The organism is Pseudomonas matsuisoli (genome assembly GCF_014647635.1).
Lineage (GTDB): Bacteria > Pseudomonadota > Gammaproteobacteria > Pseudomonadales > Pseudomonadaceae > Pseudomonas_P > Pseudomonas_P matsuisoli.
On record NZ_BMPO01000005.1, the window covers coordinates 132,174 to 148,371 of the forward strand.

At 59.5% G+C, this 16,198-nt stretch carries 14 protein-coding genes; 9 read left to right on the top strand and 5 right to left on the bottom strand.

Annotated elements, in window-relative coordinates:
* From IEY47_RS12275 to IEY47_RS12310, 8 genes are all read left to right on the top strand, one after another.
* Window positions 1–934: ATP-binding protein (locus IEY47_RS12275; RefSeq protein WP_229779405.1), on the top strand; the 934-nt coding region annotated here is incomplete at its 5' end.
* A 159-nt stretch (window positions 935–1,093) separates the two neighbouring features.
* Window positions 1,094–1,981 carry a 50S ribosomal protein L11 methyltransferase gene (gene prmA / locus IEY47_RS12280; RefSeq protein ID WP_188983536.1) on the top strand — a complete coding sequence of 296 codons (888 nt, stop codon included), beginning with the start codon at window positions 1,094–1,096 and terminating at the stop codon, window positions 1,979–1,981.
* 73 nt (window positions 1,982–2,054) lie between these two features.
* The gene (locus IEY47_RS12285; RefSeq protein WP_188983537.1) at window positions 2,055–3,320 is read left to right on the top strand and encodes a DUF3426 domain-containing protein; all 1,266 of its coding nucleotides are present in this window, start codon (window positions 2,055–2,057) and stop codon (window positions 3,318–3,320) included.
* A gap of 549 nt (window positions 3,321–3,869) precedes the next feature.
* Complete coding sequence (dusB, locus tag IEY47_RS12290; RefSeq protein ID WP_188983538.1) at window positions 3,870–4,868, top strand: tRNA dihydrouridine synthase DusB; 999 nt, start codon at window positions 3,870–3,872, stop codon at window positions 4,866–4,868.
* The gene (gene fis, locus IEY47_RS12295) at window positions 4,865–5,185 is read left to right on the top strand and encodes a DNA-binding transcriptional regulator Fis (RefSeq protein ID WP_188983539.1); all 321 of its coding nucleotides are present in this window, start codon (window positions 4,865–4,867) and stop codon (window positions 5,183–5,185) included. The genes dusB and fis overlap by 4 nt, the downstream gene beginning before the upstream one ends.
* A 74-nt stretch (window positions 5,186–5,259) precedes the next feature.
* Complete coding sequence (purH, locus tag IEY47_RS12300) at window positions 5,260–6,864, top strand: bifunctional phosphoribosylaminoimidazolecarboxamide formyltransferase/IMP cyclohydrolase (protein ID WP_188983540.1); 1,605 nt, start codon at window positions 5,260–5,262, stop codon at window positions 6,862–6,864.
* Between the two features lie 218 nt (window positions 6,865–7,082).
* Window positions 7,083–8,369: a phosphoribosylamine--glycine ligase gene (gene purD / locus IEY47_RS12305; RefSeq protein WP_188983541.1), complete on the top strand. Its 1,287-nt coding sequence runs from the start codon at window positions 7,083–7,085 to the stop codon at window positions 8,367–8,369.
* A 148-nt stretch (window positions 8,370–8,517) separates the two neighbouring features.
* A complete protein-coding gene (locus tag IEY47_RS12310; RefSeq protein ID WP_188983542.1) occupies window positions 8,518–11,289 on the top strand; it encodes a hybrid sensor histidine kinase/response regulator in 2,772 nt (923 codons plus the stop codon).
* A gap of 65 nt (window positions 11,290–11,354) precedes the next feature.
* On the opposite strand, the gene IEY47_RS12315 is transcribed toward IEY47_RS12310, so the two are convergent.
* The 4 genes from IEY47_RS12315 to IEY47_RS12330 all read right to left on the bottom strand — a co-directional run bounded on the left by IEY47_RS12315 (window position 11,355) and on the right by IEY47_RS12330 (window position 14,428).
* Window positions 11,355–11,723, bottom strand: coding sequence for a DUF3140 domain-containing protein (locus tag IEY47_RS12315; RefSeq protein WP_188983543.1), 369 nt, complete (start codon window positions 11,721–11,723; stop codon window positions 11,355–11,357).
* Window positions 11,720–12,238, bottom strand: coding sequence for a Rho termination factor N-terminal domain-containing protein (locus IEY47_RS12320; protein WP_188983544.1), 519 nt, complete (start codon window positions 12,236–12,238; stop codon window positions 11,720–11,722). The genes IEY47_RS12315 and IEY47_RS12320 overlap by 4 nt, the downstream gene beginning before the upstream one ends.
* A gap of 229 nt (window positions 12,239–12,467) precedes the next feature.
* A complete protein-coding gene (locus IEY47_RS12325) occupies window positions 12,468–14,123 on the bottom strand; it encodes a cation acetate symporter (protein ID WP_188983545.1) in 1,656 nt (551 codons plus the stop codon).
* Window positions 14,120–14,428, bottom strand: a complete 309-nt coding sequence (locus tag IEY47_RS12330) for a DUF485 domain-containing protein (RefSeq protein WP_188983546.1) — start codon at window positions 14,426–14,428, stop codon at window positions 14,120–14,122. Before IEY47_RS12330 ends, IEY47_RS12325 begins: the two co-directional genes overlap by 4 nt.
* A 240-nt stretch (window positions 14,429–14,668) precedes the next feature.
* On the opposite strand from IEY47_RS12330, the gene azu reads away from it, so the two are divergent.
* Window positions 14,669–15,115 carry an azurin gene (azu, locus tag IEY47_RS12335; protein ID WP_188983547.1) on the top strand — a complete coding sequence of 149 codons (447 nt, stop codon included), beginning with the start codon at window positions 14,669–14,671 and terminating at the stop codon, window positions 15,113–15,115.
* A gap of 107 nt (window positions 15,116–15,222) precedes the next feature.
* On the opposite strand, the gene IEY47_RS12340 is transcribed toward azu, so the two are convergent.
* Window positions 15,223–16,053: an isocitrate lyase/PEP mutase family protein gene (locus IEY47_RS12340; RefSeq protein WP_188983548.1), complete on the bottom strand. Its 831-nt coding sequence runs from the start codon at window positions 16,051–16,053 to the stop codon at window positions 15,223–15,225.
* Between the last annotated feature and the right edge of the window lie 145 nt (window positions 16,054–16,198).

Genomic DNA, 16,198 nt, shown 5'->3' on the forward strand with positions numbered 1-16,198 from the left:
CGAAGACGAGGCTGAAGCCCTGCGCATTGCCCGTGAAGTCGGCTACCCGGTGATCATCAAGGCCGCCGGTGGCGGTGGTGGTCGCGGCATGCGCGTGGTGCACAAGGAAGAGGACCTGATCAAGTCCGCCAAGCTGACCCGCACCGAAGCAGGCGCGGCCTTTGGCAACTCGATGGTCTATCTGGAGAAATTCCTCGGCAATCCACGTCACGTGGAAGTCCAGGTGCTCTCCGACGGCCAGGGCAATGCCGTACACCTCTACGACCGCGACTGCTCGCTGCAGCGCCGTCACCAGAAGGTCCTGGAAGAAGCCCCAGCGCCACACATCGATGAAAAGGCCCGCGCCGAAGTGCTCAAGCGCTGCGTCGATGCTTGCGTCGAGATCGGCTACCGCGGCGCTGGCACCTTCGAGTTCCTCTACGAAGATGGCCGCTTCTACTTCATCGAGATGAACACCCGTGTTCAGGTGGAGCACCCGGTTACCGAGATGGTCACCGGCGTCGACATCGTCAAGGAGATGCTGAGCATCGCCGCGGGCAACAAGCTGTCGCTGAAGCAAGAAGACATCAAGGTCATGGGCCACTCGCTGGAGTGCCGGATCAACGCGGAAGACCCGGATAACTTCATGCCCAGCCCAGGCAAGGTGAAGCACTTCCACGCACCCGGCGGCAACGGCGTTCGCGTCGACTCGCACCTGTACAGCGGGTATTCGGTTCCGCCGAACTATGACTCGCTGATCGGCAAGCTGATCGTCTACGGACGTGACCGCGACGAAGCCCTGGCGCGTATGCGCAATGCCCTGGACGAGATCATCGTCGACGGCATCAAGACCAACGTTCCGCTGCACCGCGATCTGGTGCGAGACAAGGGCTTCTGCGCGGGCGGCATCAATATCCATTACCTCGAGAAAAAACTCGGGATGGATAAGCACTGACGGCGACGCTCTCGCGGGTTTCACCCGCCCTACTCCAGACATCGTGGGGCAGGTGTGAACCGTGGCGCTTCGTGTCCTCAGGCGCACGTTGACAATCCGTTAATGCGACATCGAAGCGGCCTAGGCCGCTTCTTCTTTATTACCGACCAGGACTACCCGATGCCTTGGCTACAAGTGCGAATCGCGATCACCCCTGAACAAGCCGCCCCTTACGAAGATGCGCTGCTGGAGCTTGGAGCCGTCTCGGTCACCTTCATGGATGCCGAAGATCAGCCGATTTTCGAGCCTGATCTCGGCACGACCCCACTGTGGACGCATACTCACCTGCTGGCACTGTTCGAAGCCGACGTTGACGCCAGCAACGTTTCGGCGCATCTGCAATTGCTCACGGGCGCTCCATTGCCTGAGCATCAATTCGAGCGTATCGAAGACCAAGACTGGGAGCGCAGTTGGATGGACGACTTCCACCCGATGCGTTTCGGCCAACGCTTGTGGATCGTACCCAGCTGGCACGCCGCCCCTGAACCTGACGCGGTCAATCTTGCCCTGGACCCCGGTTTGGCGTTCGGTACCGGAACCCATCCCACCACCGCGCTCTGCCTGGAATGGCTGGATGCCCAAGCGCTCGAAGAACAAAACGTGCTCGATTTCGGTTGCGGCTCCGGCATCCTCGCCATCGCTGCGCTCTTGCTAGGCGCCAAGCATGCCTGCGGTACCGACATCGACAGCCAGGCGCTCGAAGCCTCCCGCGACAACGCCCGGCGTAACGCCATCGAGGATGCGCGGTTCTCTCTTTACCTGCCCGAAGCGATGCCAGATGGCACGTTCGACGTCGTTGTTGCGAACATTCTGGCCGGGCCGCTGGTTGCGCTAGCACCAACGATCACCCGTCACGTGCGCCCGAGCGGTAGGCTGGCCTTATCGGGAATATTGGCCGAGCAGGCCGATGAAGTCCGTCAGGCATACGTCCAGGATTTCGATCTGGACCCAACCCAGGAAAAAGACGGCTGGGTGCGCATCAGCGGACGTCGCAAATCCATCAATTGAACACCTGCGGAGCCTGCTGCCCTCGTATGACATGCGCTAGACTAGCCAACCTTCATTCGCCGACCGCTGTTGCATGAGCCAGACCTTCGTCACCCAATGCCCGCATTGCCAGACCCGTTTCCGTGTCAGCCGCGAGCAACTGGCCATCGCCCACGGCTCGGTACGTTGCGGGGCCTGTCTACAGGTCTTCGACGCGGCATCGCTTCTGGCCGATCAGCTCAAGGCAGCCGCGCCGGAACCACAGATCGCACTCCAGCCCGTTCAGCCGCTGCATCTCAAAGAGCTGCACGCACCGCTGAAACTGGAAAAACCACCCGCAGCCTTGCCGCAAGATGACGAACCTGTCTGGATTCACGATGATCTGGACATGGGCGAGCTGGACGAAGAAATGGCACGCCTGGAGCATCAGGAGCAACTCTTCAATAAACACTCGAGCACGGGTTCGAAGCCACACACACAGGCGCTGCATCCGCGTACGGACGATACCGACGACGATGAGGTGCATCCGGATGAAGCATGGGCCATCGCCTTGCTGCGCGAGGAAATGGGGCCGGACGCCGAGTCCGCGCCTAAGGCGCCCGCACAGAAGACCGACCTGCCCCGCCCCGTACTGCATACGCATGCAGCGGATACGCGCCAGGAGCCAGTGATCGAGCTGCCACCTCCGGTGATCGACGACGAGAAAAACGATGATCAACCCGCGCTAGGCCAGCCACTGGACACACCGCGCGATACTGACGATGTGTTCGACGACGAGACCGCAGCGCCCCGCTCATCGCGCCGCCATAAACGCGCCCAGGAGCTCGACGATCTTATCGACGAGCCGCTTCAGCTCGATTGGCGCAAACCCCGCAGACCCTGGCGCCGCCGCGCGGGGTGGATTGGCTTGAACGTCTTGGCGCTGTTGATTCTTGCCGGCCAGTACGTCTGGTATCACTTCGACGAACTCGCGCGCCAGGATCAATATCGACCCTGGTTCGCAGCGATCTGCCCGGAGGTTGGCTGTCGGCTCCCATCGCGCGTCGACATTGACCAGATTCGCAGTAGCAATCTCGTGGTTCGTAGCCATCCCGAGTTTTCCGGCGCGCTTATCGTTGATGCCATCCTTTATAACCGCGCCACGTTCGGGCAGCCGTTTCCGCTGCTGGAGCTGCGATTCGCCGACCTCAATGGCAGACTCATTGCCAGCCGGCGCTTCAAGCCCGCCGAATACCTGGCCGGCGAACTGGCCGGCGGAAGGGAAATGCCGCCACAGACACCGATACACATCTCACTGGATATCCTCGACCCCGGCGCGAGGGCCGTGAACTACAGCCTAAACTTCATTTCTCCTGAGTGACTGGATACGCAGCCGGCCAGCTAGGGTCTGTTGCCGTTTCGCTCGCGGCCGCGACGGTGCCTGTTTTTGTGCGAGGCTAGGCACGAGCCGCAGAGTTTGGTGGTTCCAAATTCAAAGGCAAGCAACAATGACCCGCACAAAAATAGGCCCGTCCCCAAGGGTTGCGCGAGAAATGGCCTCTGCTGTCGTTGCAGGACTTGGCAAGGGAATAGCCATTACCTGCGTCCCGCGCCTAACCAGAGGCCATTTCTCGCAGCAACGCGGCTCGCGACGAAACGGCAACAGACCCTAACGAACGGTCATAAGGGCGCAACTGTTCAGAATTTGTTCAGAACAATCTTTATCCAGTCATGTGGAGCGAGTATCATCCTCCCCCTTTCGCAGCACCCTTTGAATATCGTTTTCGACACGGTCGCGCTTGAGCGGCAAGGCGTCTGAACGAGTTGCTACGCTATTGGCGTTCGATTCTTCGCCTGCCCGAAAGCTCTGCTTTTCCGCGATGCATAAAACCACCACTAAGAACTGACTGGCCCTTCGCTGGGAACCCCAATGTCGGCACTGACCATCGGCCCATACACCTTATCCAATCGTTTGATTCTCGCTCCCATGGCGGGCGTCACCGACCAACCATTCCGCACCCTTTGCAAACAGTTGGGCGCGGGCCTGGTCGTGTCCGAAATGGTGACGAGCGACGTGAAGCTTTGGAACAGTCGCAAATCGCGCCTACGCCTCATCCATGCCGGTGAGGCCGAGCCTCGCTCCGTCCAGATCGCAGGTGGCGACCCCTCCATGCTCGCCGAAGCTGCCCGCCGAAATGTCGAGCTAGGCGCCCAGATCATCGATATCAATATGGGCTGTCCAGCTAAGAAGGTCTGCAACAAGGCCGCAGGCTCGGCGCTGATGAAAGACGAAAAGCTTGTTGCGGAAATCCTTGAGGCTGTCGTGTCTTCCGTCGACGTGCCCGTCACGTTGAAGATCAGGACGGGCTGGGACCGCGAAAACCGCAACGGCCCGCGTATCGCACGGCTGGCCGAGCAGGCAGGTATCAGCGCATTGGCCGTGCATGGCCGCACCCGCGCGGATCTTTATACCGGTGACGCCGAATACGACACCATCGCCGAGATCAAGCAGGCCGTGTCCATTCCGGTCTTTGCCAATGGCGACATCGATTCACCGCAAAAAGCCGCCCACGTGCTGCTGCATACAGGCGCGGATGCCCTGCTCATAGGGCGTGCCGCGCAAGGCCGGCCCTGGATATTCCGCGAAATCGACCATTTCTTGAAAACCGGCGAGTCTTTGCCGCCCCCCTCCCTGGACGAAGTGGAACGCATTCTGCTCGGTCATTTGACGGCGTTGCACGCCTTTTATGGCGACACGATGGGGGTTCGCATCGCTCGCAAACACGTCAGTTGGTACCTGGCTACGCTACCGGGCGCAAAGGAGTTCCGCGCTCAATTCAATCGTTTGGAAACCACGGACGCACAGTGCGCCAACGTTCGGCGATTTTTCACCGAACGACACAACAACGGAGAAGGTGTGGCCGCATGACGACGATGACCGAGGCTTTAGTGACTGGAACAACACCTGTGAGTGACAACCTTAACCTCAAGCAGCATCTCAACGCGCCAAGCGCAGAGGGCCAGACCCTCCGTGGCGCCGTCGAGAAAGCCCTGCTCAACTATTTCGCTCATCTTGAGGGTGCGGACGTCACCGACGTGTACAACCTGGTGCTATCCGAAGTCGAGGCGCCATTGCTCGAAACCGTGATGAACCACGTCAAAGGTAACCAGACCAAGGCCTCCGAACTGCTCGGCCTCAACCGCGGCACGCTGCGCAAGAAACTCAAGCAGTACGACCTGCTGTAACGATCGAATCCTGCAGAAAGGGCGGCCCCAGGTCGCCCTTTTTTACTCATTTCCCTGCTCCAACGGACTTTGCAATGACCGACCAGACTACCCGCCTACCCGTGCGCCGCGCCCTGATCAGCGTCTCCGACAAGACCGGCATCCTTGAGTTTGCCCGTGAACTGGCGGCCCTCGGTGTCGAGATTCTCTCCACCGGTGGCACCTACAAGCTGCTCAAGGACAACGGTGTAGCGGCAGTGGAAGTGGCGGACTACACGGGCTTCCCGGAAATGATGGACGGCCGGGTCAAGACCTTGCACCCAAAGATCCATGGCGGCATCCTCGGCCGTCGCGCCGTAGACGGCAACGTAATGGACACGCACGGCATCAAGCCGATCGATCTGGTTGCGGTCAACCTGTATCCGTTCGCCGCAACGGTCGCCAAGCCCGGCTGTGATCTGGCGGATGCCATCGAGAACATCGATATCGGCGGTCCCACCATGGTTCGCTCCGCGGCGAAGAACCACAAGGACGTCGCCATCGTCGTCAACGCCGGCGACTACGCCGCTATCGTCGAGTCGCTCAAGACCGGCGGTCTGACCTACGCACAACGCTTCGACCTGGCGCTGAAGGCGTTCGAACACACGGCTGCATACGACGGCATGATCGCTAATTACCTCGGCGGTATCGATCAGTCGCGCGAGACGTTGTCCACCGAAGGGCGCAGCCTGTTTCCTCGCACCTTCAGCACCCAATTCATCAAGGCGCAGGACATGCGCTACGGTGAAAACCCCCACCAGCAAGCGGCTTTCTACGTCGAGCATGCGGACGAGGCCTGCGTGGCTACAGCCGTGCAGCTGCAGGGCAAAGAACTGTCCTTCAACAACGTCGCGGACACCGACGCTGCACTGGAATGCGTGAAAAGCTTTACCAAACCGGCCTGCGTCATCGTCAAGCATGCCAACCCATGCGGGGTCGCCGTGGTGCCCGATGCCGATGGCGGCATTCGCAAGGCCTATGACCTGGCCTACGCCACAGATACCGAGTCCGCCTTTGGCGGCATCATCGCCTTCAACCGTGAGCTGGATGGTGAAACGGCCAAAGCCATCGTCGAGCGTCAGTTCGTCGAGGTGATCATCGCCCCCAAGATCAGCGCCGAAGCGCGTGAAGCCGTTGCGTCCAAAGCCAATGTGCGGCTGTTGGAGTGCGGTGAATGGTCGGCCGAACGCAGCCCAGGCTGGGACTTCAAGCGCGTCAACGGCGGCCTGCTCGTACAGAGCCGCGATATCGGCATGATCGCTGCGGACGACTTGAAAATCGTCACCCAACGCGCTCCAAGCGAGCAGGAAATCCACGACCTGATCTTCGCCTGGAAAGTGGCCAAGTTCGTTAAGTCCAACGCTATCGTCTATGCCAAGAACCGCCAGACCGTAGGCGTCGGCGCAGGCCAAATGAGCCGCGTCAACTCCGCACGCATCGCTGCAATCAAGGCCGAACATGCTGGCCTGCCAGTTCCAGGCGCAGTCATGGCCTCAGATGCATTCTTCCCGTTCCGCGACGGCATCGATAACGCTGCCAAGGCGGGGATTACCGCTGTGATCCAGCCAGGTGGTTCGATGCGCGATAACGAAGTGATCGCCGCTGCCGATGAAGCGGGCATTGCCATGGTGTTCACCGGCATGCGCCACTTCAGGCACTGATTGGCATGGCCGCGCTGTAGCAGGCGCCTGCGTCGTTGCGGATAACTTCGCTAATGCTCATTGCCCGACGGCAACTGCGCTTATCGAAGCCATCCGCGCCTAGCATTCACCAGCTCCATCACAGCCCGATAAAACGCTAACAGCAAGATTTTGTAGGGTGGATAACGCTCTGCTTATCCACCAATCGGGCCGCAGGCCCGCCTCCAATGGAGAGAAACATGAACGTATTGATCATCGGCAGCGGCGGTCGCGAACACGCCCTGGCGTGGAAAGTCGCCCAAGACCCGCGTATCCAGAAAGTCTTCGTGGCACCCGGCAATGCGGGTACTGCGACCGAAAGCAAATGCGAGAACGTCGCCATCGACGTACTGGCTATCGAGCAACTGGCCGATTTCGCCGAAAAGAATGTGCAGCTCACGATTGTCGGCCCCGAGGCGCCACTGGTTAAGGGCGTCGTCGATTTGTTCCGCAGCCGTGGGCTCGACATCTTCGGCCCTACCGCCGCAGCTGCGCAGCTGGAAGGCTCGAAAGCCTTCACTAAGGATTTCCTGGCGCGCCACAACATCCCGACCGCGGACTACCAAAACTTCACCGAGATCGAGCCTGCCCTTGCCTACCTGCGTGAAAAAGGCGCACCGATCGTCATCAAAGCCGATGGTCTCGCGGCTGGCAAAGGCGTGATCGTCGCCATGACGCTCGATGAAGCCGAGGACGCTGTTCGCGACATGCTGTCCGGCAACGCTTTTGGCGACGCGGGCGCACGCGTGGTGATCGAAGAATTTCTCGATGGCGAGGAGGCGAGCTTCATCGTCATGGTCGACGGTGAGAACGTGCTGCCCATGGCCACCAGCCAGGACCACAAGCGCGTAGGCGACGGTGACACGGGCCCGAACACTGGCGGCATGGGGGCCTACTCACCTGCGCCGGTGGTTACCGACGCCGTGCACAAGCGCGTCATGGACGAAGTCATCTATCCCACCGTTCGTGGCATGGCGGCCGAAGGCAACGTCTACACTGGCTTTTTGTACGCGGGGCTAATGATCGACAAACAAGGCGCGCCCAAGGTCATCGAGTTCAACTGCCGCTTCGGTGATCCGGAAACTCAACCCATCATGGTGCGATTGGAGTCTTCCCTGGTCCTGCTCGTCGAAGCCGCGCTGGCCAAGGCTCTCGACAAGGTCGAAGCAACCTGGGATCCGCGCCCGACCGTTGGTATCGTATTGGCCGCTGGCGGCTACCCTGCGGACTATGCGAAAGGTGACGTGATTTCCGGTCTCGCCGAAGCCGCCGCGCTCGACGGCAAGGTGTTCCACGCCGGGACCACACTGAAAGACGGGCAAGTCGTTACATCCGGTGGACGTGTGCTCTGCGCCACAGCCATTGGCGCCTCGGTAGCGGACGCACAACGGCAAGCTTATCGTTTGGCGGACGCCATCCGCTGGAGCGGCTGCTTCTATCGTCGCGACATCGGCTATCGGGCAATCGCGCGCGAACAATCGAAGTAACCTACGCTTGTAAGGTGGCCCAATGGCCGCCGCTGCGGATAATGCACCGACTTTGCGCTGTAATGCGTTAAAACGGCGCTGTTCGGTAATATCCGCTCATCCATGACGGTGGTTATAATCCCGCCCTCACTTCGAATGGAATTCGCCTGTGTTCCGGCTTTGGATTGCCATCAGACTGCTCGTCTGCCTGTTGCTGCTTGGACTAAGTGCGCCCTACGCCTCCGCGCAGAATGTATCCGGCTGGATGCAACTGCTCGATCAGGACGGCAATCTCCAACTCGAAGACCTTCGCAATTCCCGCTACCGCGCGTTTACCAGCGTCAACCTCAACGACATTCAGCTACCTTCTGCGCCAAGCGCGCTCTGGCTGCATTACCAGATACCGGGCAACCAAGAACCGCAACTGCTACGCGTGTTCGCCCCTGCACTCGACTCCATAGAACTCTATGTCATGCATGGTGGAGAGCGTGTGCAACAGGTCTTGACCGGTGTCCGCATGCCCTTCTCCAGCAGGCCGCTTCGGAGCCGAGATTATCTGCTGCCCATTCCGTTGTCGGCAGACCGCCTGGACGTTTACGTCCGCCTACAATCGGACCATCCACAGCGCCCTTCGGTAAGCCTCGAGCCCACCGCCGTAGCTGCTGCGGAAGACGGACACACTCTTCTCATCGGCGCACTGCTCTGCAGCCTCCTACTGCTGGGGCTCTATAACGTATTGCGCTACACCCGCAATCGAAGCGATTGCAGCCTTTGGCTCGCGGGTGGTGTTTTCAGCACCCTGTCGGTTGGTTTGAATTCGCTGGGCATCAGCAGTGCGTGGCTGGGGGATTATCTCTGGATACAGCCTCTGCTCACGAACCTTTCGATCCTGTCGCTCGTACTTTGTGCATTGATGCTGACATGGCGATTTTTCTCGGGGGTCGGCGAGCACCCGACACCGGGTCGCTTATTGATTGCCCACATCGCGCTGGTTCCCGTACTTGCGCTGTTGATGACCGCGTTTCAAAGCGCCAGTCTGCTATTGCTCGCATTCGCTTTGCTCGGATCCGCCAGCCTGGTGATCTTGTGGGTCTGCTCGCAGCACCTTCGCAACGGTTACCGCCCCGCGCGCTTTCTGATGGTGTCATCCATCCTCTTCAACCTGACCTTCTTTGGATCGCTCCCCGCCCTTCTTGGTTATTGGCCGGTGCCCATCGAATGGATGCTGTTGTTCATGCTATCGGTGACGGCGGTGTGCGCCGCGTTGGGGAGTCTTGCCATCACCGAACGGCAAGTTCGTATTCTTGATACCCGCAACACCGAAAGCCGTGATTTGGCGGCAGCTTCCGCAGAGCTACGAGCGAAAGCAGAATTCCTTGCCAAGATCAGCCACGAAATACGGACGCCCATGAACGGCGTGCTTGGCATGAGCGAACTTCTACTCGGTACGCCCCTGTCCGCCAAACAACGTGACTACGTGCAGACGATCCACAGCTCGGGCAACGAGCTACTGGTATTGATCAACGAGATCCTCGATATCTCGCGCCTGGAATCCGGCCAGATCGAACTGGATGATGTGCAATTCGACCTGACGGGCCTGCTCAGTGAATGCCTCGACATTTTCCGCACGCGTGCCGAGCAGCAGAAGGTCGAGCTCATCAGCTTCGTACAACCTCAGGTTCCCCGCGTGATCAACGGCGACCCCACTCGCCTGCGCCAAGTCATTCTCAGCCTGCTGGATCATGCATTCAGGCAAACAGAAGACGGCGAAATTCTGGTCGTCGTTGCACTTGAATCCACATCGAGCAAGACACCGCGCCTACGAATCGCGGTTCAGGATACCGGGCGCGCTCTAACTGCTGACGATCGCGAAGCGCTGCTGCGCTCCGAGCTCAGCAGCAAGGAACTGTTCTCGAACAACCGCGTCGGCGGGCATCTCAGCCTACTGATCGCTCGCCATCTGGTGCGGCTGATGCAAGGCACCTTCGGGGTTCAAAGCGGCAGCGAGCGCGGCAGCACGTTATCCATCAATCTGCCTTTGGATACAGAGCGCCTACTCCAGCCCGCGAACGATCCTGAGTCGCTACTACAAGGCGCGCGCATTCTCATCGTCGACGACAACGACACCTGCCGCAAAGTCTTGCTGCAGCAATGCACATCGTGGGGGCTGCAAGCGAGCGTCGTCGCTTCGGGTAAGGAAGCACTCGCATTACTGCGCACGAAGGCGCACATCGGCGAATACTTCGACATCGTGCTGCTGGACCAGGAAATGCCAGCCATGAACGGCATGCAGTTGGCGGCACGCATCAAGGAAGACCCAAGCCTCAACAACGACGTACTGCTGATCATGCTCACGGGCATCAGCAATGCGCCGGGGAAAATTGTCGCCCGAAACGCGGGGATCAAACGCATCTTGGCCAAACCCGTGGCGGGCTACACGCTAAAAACCACCTTGGCCGAAGAGTTGTTGCAACGCCGGCAAGGCATTGCTCGCTTACCTCAGACGCCCGTTAGCGCGCCGATCGACGCACCGGAGGGCTTTCGCATTCTCGTGGCTGAAGACAACAGCATATCCACCAAGGTTATCCGTGGCATGTTGAGCAAACTCAATATGCAAGCGGACACCGCAAACGACGGCGAGCAAGCATTGAAGGCTATCCAGACGAAGCACTACGACCTCGTGTTGATGGATTGCGAGATGCCGGTACTGGATGGCTTTGCTGCGACCGAACGCCTGCGGCACTGGGAGCGTGAGCAAAACCGCCCCCGCACCCCGGTCGTCGCACTGACGGCGCACATCCTCAGTGAACATAAAGAACGCGCGTATCGGGCAGGGATGGATGGGCATATGTCCAAACCGGTCGAGCTGTCACAGCTACGCGAGCTCATTCAGCATTGGATCAGCCGTAAGAAGGCCGTCCAAGAGTCACATCACCGCTGAAGTACCGACATGCGCTTCTTTTGCCTATCCGATACCCGCGTGAACCCGCTCTGTCGGTCGGGTCGTCACGCTTTTAGGGGGTCGTGTCCCCAATTCATCAACGACTTGCGCCAGCGGGTATCTTCGACATCCCCATCCGGGCGCTGCTTGATGTGGCGATGCACGTAGCCGATCACTTTTTTCATCGCTTTGTAGTCGTCATCTTCAAGCTCGGTCTGGCGTTTGCTCTTTATCTCGAGGATACGCTCGCCCATCTTGTGGCCGACTGCCTTGCCATCGCTGGTCGATGTCACCTTCTCGCCCTGCTTGGTCATGCCGACCTTCTTGCTCGGCGCCCCATGTAGCCATTTGCGTAACTGTGCAGGTGCCATGTTCACGACAGATTTGAATTCGCTGCGAATCTGCTTCTTGTCGGTTTCCTTGAGCTCCGTCATTTTTCACCTGCCTTCTTGAGCGCCGTGATCAATTCATTCTTGCGCATCCGGGAGCGGCCACTGATATCGCGCTTGACCGCGCGTTGCATCAACTCGTTTTTGGTCATGGCGTCGAGGGACGGCGTGCGCGCGCTGGCCGCTTTACGAGCGACGTCCTCCGGCTGACGTGAATGCTGACGCCCGCGCCGTGTGTCCGCCCGCTTCTTCTGCGTGCTGCGCGCGTATTCCTTATCCGTGAGTTTCTCGCGGGCCTCTTTGGGCAGGTAGCGCTCACCCGTTTCACCGGATTGCTTGCCGGATTTCGTATCCCATTCCTGTTCGGTCCAACGCTCAAGATGGTTGTCCTTAGATTTACCCCCTTCGTAACCACCACCCTGCTTCTGATATTCATGCGCTGCCAGCTGCGCCTTGCGCGCTGACCACTGACCGGGCTTGCCGCCCTTGTCGCCCTTCGTGATCTGGTCTTTGACCTTTTCCCACAGCTTGGGATCGGTCTTCTTCGCAGTGCTGCTCATGAGGTCTCCTTAACGGGAATGCCTATAAAGATGACTTCAATCGCCACGACGCGATTCCGGTGAAAGGACGAGTGGAAAGGTGCGGTTCTGGCGCTCCAATGCGTGGTTTGCCGTTCACCGTTTCTGTAGGGGCGACTTTAGTCGCCCGCGTTCTTAGGAAATACACAGCCATTCCAGAACGAAAAAAAGGCAGCCTCGCGGCTGCCTCTCCCGTAGACCTTAGGAACCGTCAGTGCGAAACCGCGCCGCTGGCTCCTAGCCCTGTTTGCGAACGCACGAACTGCGGCAGGAACCTCGCCCGCTCTTCGCCGGCCGAGACCGACTGGTCAAGCTTGGAGAACACAGCGATACCGATGAACGCGATGATCATCGAGAACAGTGCCGGGTACTCGTACGGGAAGATCGCCTTCTCATGGCCGAGAACCGATACCCAGATGGTCGGGCCGAGGATCATCATCACCACCGCGCTGATCAAGCCCAGCCAGCCGCCGATCATCGCGCCACGCGTGGTTAGGTTCTTCCAGTACATGCTGAGAATCAGCACGGGGAAGTTGCAGCTTGCCGCGACCGAGAACGCCAGTGCCACCATGAAGGCCACGTTTTGTTTCTCGAATGCGATCCCGAGGACGATCGCCAGGATGCCAAGGAACAGCACGGTGATCTTGGAAACGCGCAGCTCATCCTTCTCGTTCGCCTGCCCCTTCTTGATCACGCTGGCATATAGGTCATGGGACACCGCCGACGCACCGGCGAGGGTCAGACCCGCAACAACCGCCAGAATGGTCGCGAACGCCACTGCCGAGATGAAGCCCAGGAACAGACTACCGCCGACCGCGTCCGCCAAGTGCACCGCCGCCATGTTATTGCCACCGATGAGCGCGCCGGTCGCATCCTTGAACGCCGGATTGGTGCTGACCAAGAGAATCGCGCCGAAACCGATGATGAAGGTCAGGATGTAGAAATAGCCGATGAAGCCCGTCGCGTAGAACACGCTCTTGCGCGCTTCCTTGGCATCGGAAACGGTGAAGAAGCGCATCAGGATGTGCGGCAGACCCGCGGTACCGAACATCAATGCTAAGCCAAGGGAGATTGCCGAGATCGGATCTTTCACCAGGCCGCCTGGGCTCATGATGGCCTCGCCTTTCGCGTGGACCGCAACCGCCTCACTGAATAGGCGACTGACGTCGAAATCGACGTACTTGAGCACCATGATCGCCATGAACGACGCGCCGGACAGCAGCAGCACCGCCTTGATGATCTGCACCCAGGTAGTCGCGAGCATCCCGCCGAACAGTACGTACATGACCATCAACACACCCACGAGCACTACGGCGACGTGGTAGTTGAGGCCGAACAGCAACTCGATGAGCTTGCCGGCACCGACCATCTGCGCGATGAGGTAGAAGGCCACCACGACCAATGAACCACAGGCCGACAGTGTCCGAATTTCCTTCTGCTTCAGCCGGTACGAGGCAACATCGGCAAACGTGTACTTGCCCAAGTTGCGCAGACGCTCCGCGATGAGGAAGAGGATGATGGGCCAACCGACGAGAAAGCCGATCGAATAGATCAGGCCGTCGTAGCCAGACGTGAACACCAGTGCAGAAATCCCCAGGAAGGACGCCGCGGACATATAGTCACCGGCAATGGCCAGGCCGTTCTGAAAGCCCGTAATACGGCCACCCGCGGAGTAGTAGTCCGCAGTAGACTTGCTGCGTTTGGAAGCCCAGTAGGTAATACACAATGTCGCGCCCACGAACGCGACGAACATGGTGATCGCCGAGACGTTCACCGGTTGCCGTTGTACATCGCCAGTCAGCGCGTCAGCCCAGGCCGCCGACGAGCCCACTAGCAGACCGAATAACGCAAGGAGTCGCGCTTTCATTTCTGCACCTCATCGAGAATGGCCTTGTTGAGCCGATCGAACTCGCCGTTGGCACGGCGTACATAGATACCGGTCAGCACGAATGCGGACAGGATCAGGCCGATACCCATGGGAATGCCCCATGTGATCGGTGAGTCCGGACTGATTCGGGTTCCCAATAGATGCGGCACGAAGGCGATGAGGAAAATAAAGACCAAATAGAGCCCGAGCATCAGGGCGGACAGGATCCAGGCGAAACGTTCTCGCTTGGCGACCAGTTCCTGGAAGCGTGGGTTTTCTTGGATCTGCGAATAGACGTCTTTCATTGTTGTTGTCCTCTATTTACAGCATTGCGGCTCTCACTCTAATCGCTGCACGGCAAGCGCCTAGACGACTTTAGTCGCAGATCCGCGAGCGTGCCCGGCGTGCTGACAGACGCTCCGGAAGACGTTCGAAAGAGCCTGCAAGGCCGGGCATGCAGGCGCGATAGATTGCCGCGGTAACTGGGCAGACGGCGCGCGCTCTGGCAGTCTTCGCACCCTGCCGAATATTTATCTGGAGTTGCCATGTTCCGCCTGCTCGCCCTTGCCTCCCTTTTGCTCGCAAGCGCCGCGTCCATTGCCGCTCCATGCGCAATCACGGTCGAGTCGACGGACCAGATGTCGTTCAATCTCAAGGACATCGAGGTCAGCGAGCAATGTGAGACCTTCACCGTCACGCTCAAGCATGCGGGCACCCTGCCCAAGGACGTCATGGGTCACAACTGGGTGCTTACCACAAAGGCTGACGAGCGCAACGTTGCGATGGACGGCATGATGGCGGGCCGCCGCAACGGGTACGTGAAACCCAAGGATCCGCGCGTCATCGCGGCAACTGACCTCATTGGTGGCGGGGAAACGACGTCCGTTACCTTCGACGTGAGCAAACTGTCGAAAGACGAAGATTATCTGTTCTTCTGTTCCTTCCCCGGTCATGTCGCCATGATGCGCGGCGCGCTGACGTTGGTGGACTGACGCTTCCGTACATTGGCCGCGTATTTTTGCAACCACCGAGAACTCAGTGGTGCGCTGGGCCATAAGGCTCCAGACCGCTGATCAAAAGAGATCAGCGGCAACCAATATCACTTCTCGTTTGTGAACAGGCCATTAAGCTCGGTCCCCGACGGCGTGCCCGCGAACCCATCGAACCGGCCATGCTCCGCCATCGCGCGGGCCGCCTGTAGAAAGCCGCCCCAGGCTGCGCGAGCCAACGCGCCGCCGACACTGACACGTCGAACGCCGAGCCCAGCAAGATCCTGCAGGGTCAGGTCGCTGTCCCAGCCAATCAACACGTTCACCGGCTTTGGGGCAACCGCGTCGACAACCGCGCGGATCTCGTCGCGTGTCTTGATGCCGGGCGCGTACAGGCAATCCGCCCCGGCCTCGGCATAGGCCTTCAGCCGCAGGATGACGTCCTCGAGATCAGGCGTGCCGACGAAGAAGTTCTCAGCCCTTGCCGTCAACAGCGTGCCACTGCCTGTTTCATCGATTGCCGCCCGTACCGCGCGTATGCGGGCGACACCTTCGCTCATGCTTCTCAAGGGACGCGTCGCATCGCCCGTGGAATCCTCAATGGAAAAACCGGCAACGCCCGTTGCCACAGCCATGTGCGCGCTCTCGGCCAATGCCTCGAGGCTTTCCGCGAAGCCACTTTCAAAGTCCGCGTTGATCGGCAGGTCGCAGGCCTCGGCCATATGGCTCATGTGCGCCAGCGTTTCCTCCCGCGAAAGCCCCCCATCCGCCCTTGCGCAAGACCATGCGTAACCCGAACTGGTGGTCGCCAGCGCCTTGAACCCCAATTTGGTCAGCAGGCTTGCGCTACCTACGTCCCATGGGTTCGGCAGTGCGAAGCAACCGGATCGATGAAGCTCGCGGAAAACAGCACGTTTCCCGGCAATGGAACGGTGGGCCATGGGACCTCCTGATAGAGAGGGTCATTACGATAGCAGCTCATCCGTACCGCACCGATAACGATCAAGCCATTCGTGCTGAAGGGCCAAATTCAGGAACGATTAAGTCTCGTGCCCTAGGGTCGAGTGACGTTTCATTCGCGGCCGT

Excerpts from the sequence above, each read along its gene's own strand:
- prmA (WP_188983536.1), top strand. The coding sequence starts at position 1,094 with ATGCCTTGGCTACAAGTGCGAATCGCGATCACCCCTGAACAAGCCGCC.
- IEY47_RS12285 (WP_188983537.1), top strand. The coding sequence starts at position 2,055 with ATGAGCCAGACCTTCGTCACCCAATGCCCGCATTGCCAGACCCGTTTC.
- dusB (WP_188983538.1), top strand. The coding sequence starts at position 3,870 with ATGTCGGCACTGACCATCGGCCCATACACCTTATCCAATCGTTTGATT.
- fis (WP_188983539.1), top strand. The coding sequence starts at position 4,865 with ATGACGACGATGACCGAGGCTTTAGTGACTGGAACAACACCTGTGAGT.
- purH (WP_188983540.1), top strand. The coding sequence starts at position 5,260 with ATGACCGACCAGACTACCCGCCTACCCGTGCGCCGCGCCCTGATCAGC.
- purD (WP_188983541.1), top strand. The coding sequence starts at position 7,083 with ATGAACGTATTGATCATCGGCAGCGGCGGTCGCGAACACGCCCTGGCG.
- IEY47_RS12315 (WP_188983543.1), bottom strand. The coding sequence starts at position 11,723 with ATGACGGAGCTCAAGGAAACCGACAAGAAGCAGATTCGCAGCGAATTC.
- IEY47_RS12320 (WP_188983544.1), bottom strand. The coding sequence starts at position 12,238 with ATGAGCAGCACTGCGAAGAAGACCGATCCCAAGCTGTGGGAAAAGGTC.
- IEY47_RS12325 (WP_188983545.1), bottom strand. The coding sequence starts at position 14,123 with ATGAAAGCGCGACTCCTTGCGTTATTCGGTCTGCTAGTGGGCTCGTCG.
- IEY47_RS12330 (WP_188983546.1), bottom strand. The coding sequence starts at position 14,428 with ATGAAAGACGTCTATTCGCAGATCCAAGAAAACCCACGCTTCCAGGAA.
- azu (WP_188983547.1), top strand. The coding sequence starts at position 14,669 with ATGTTCCGCCTGCTCGCCCTTGCCTCCCTTTTGCTCGCAAGCGCCGCG.
- IEY47_RS12340 (WP_188983548.1), bottom strand. The coding sequence starts at position 16,053 with ATGGCCCACCGTTCCATTGCCGGGAAACGTGCTGTTTTCCGCGAGCTT.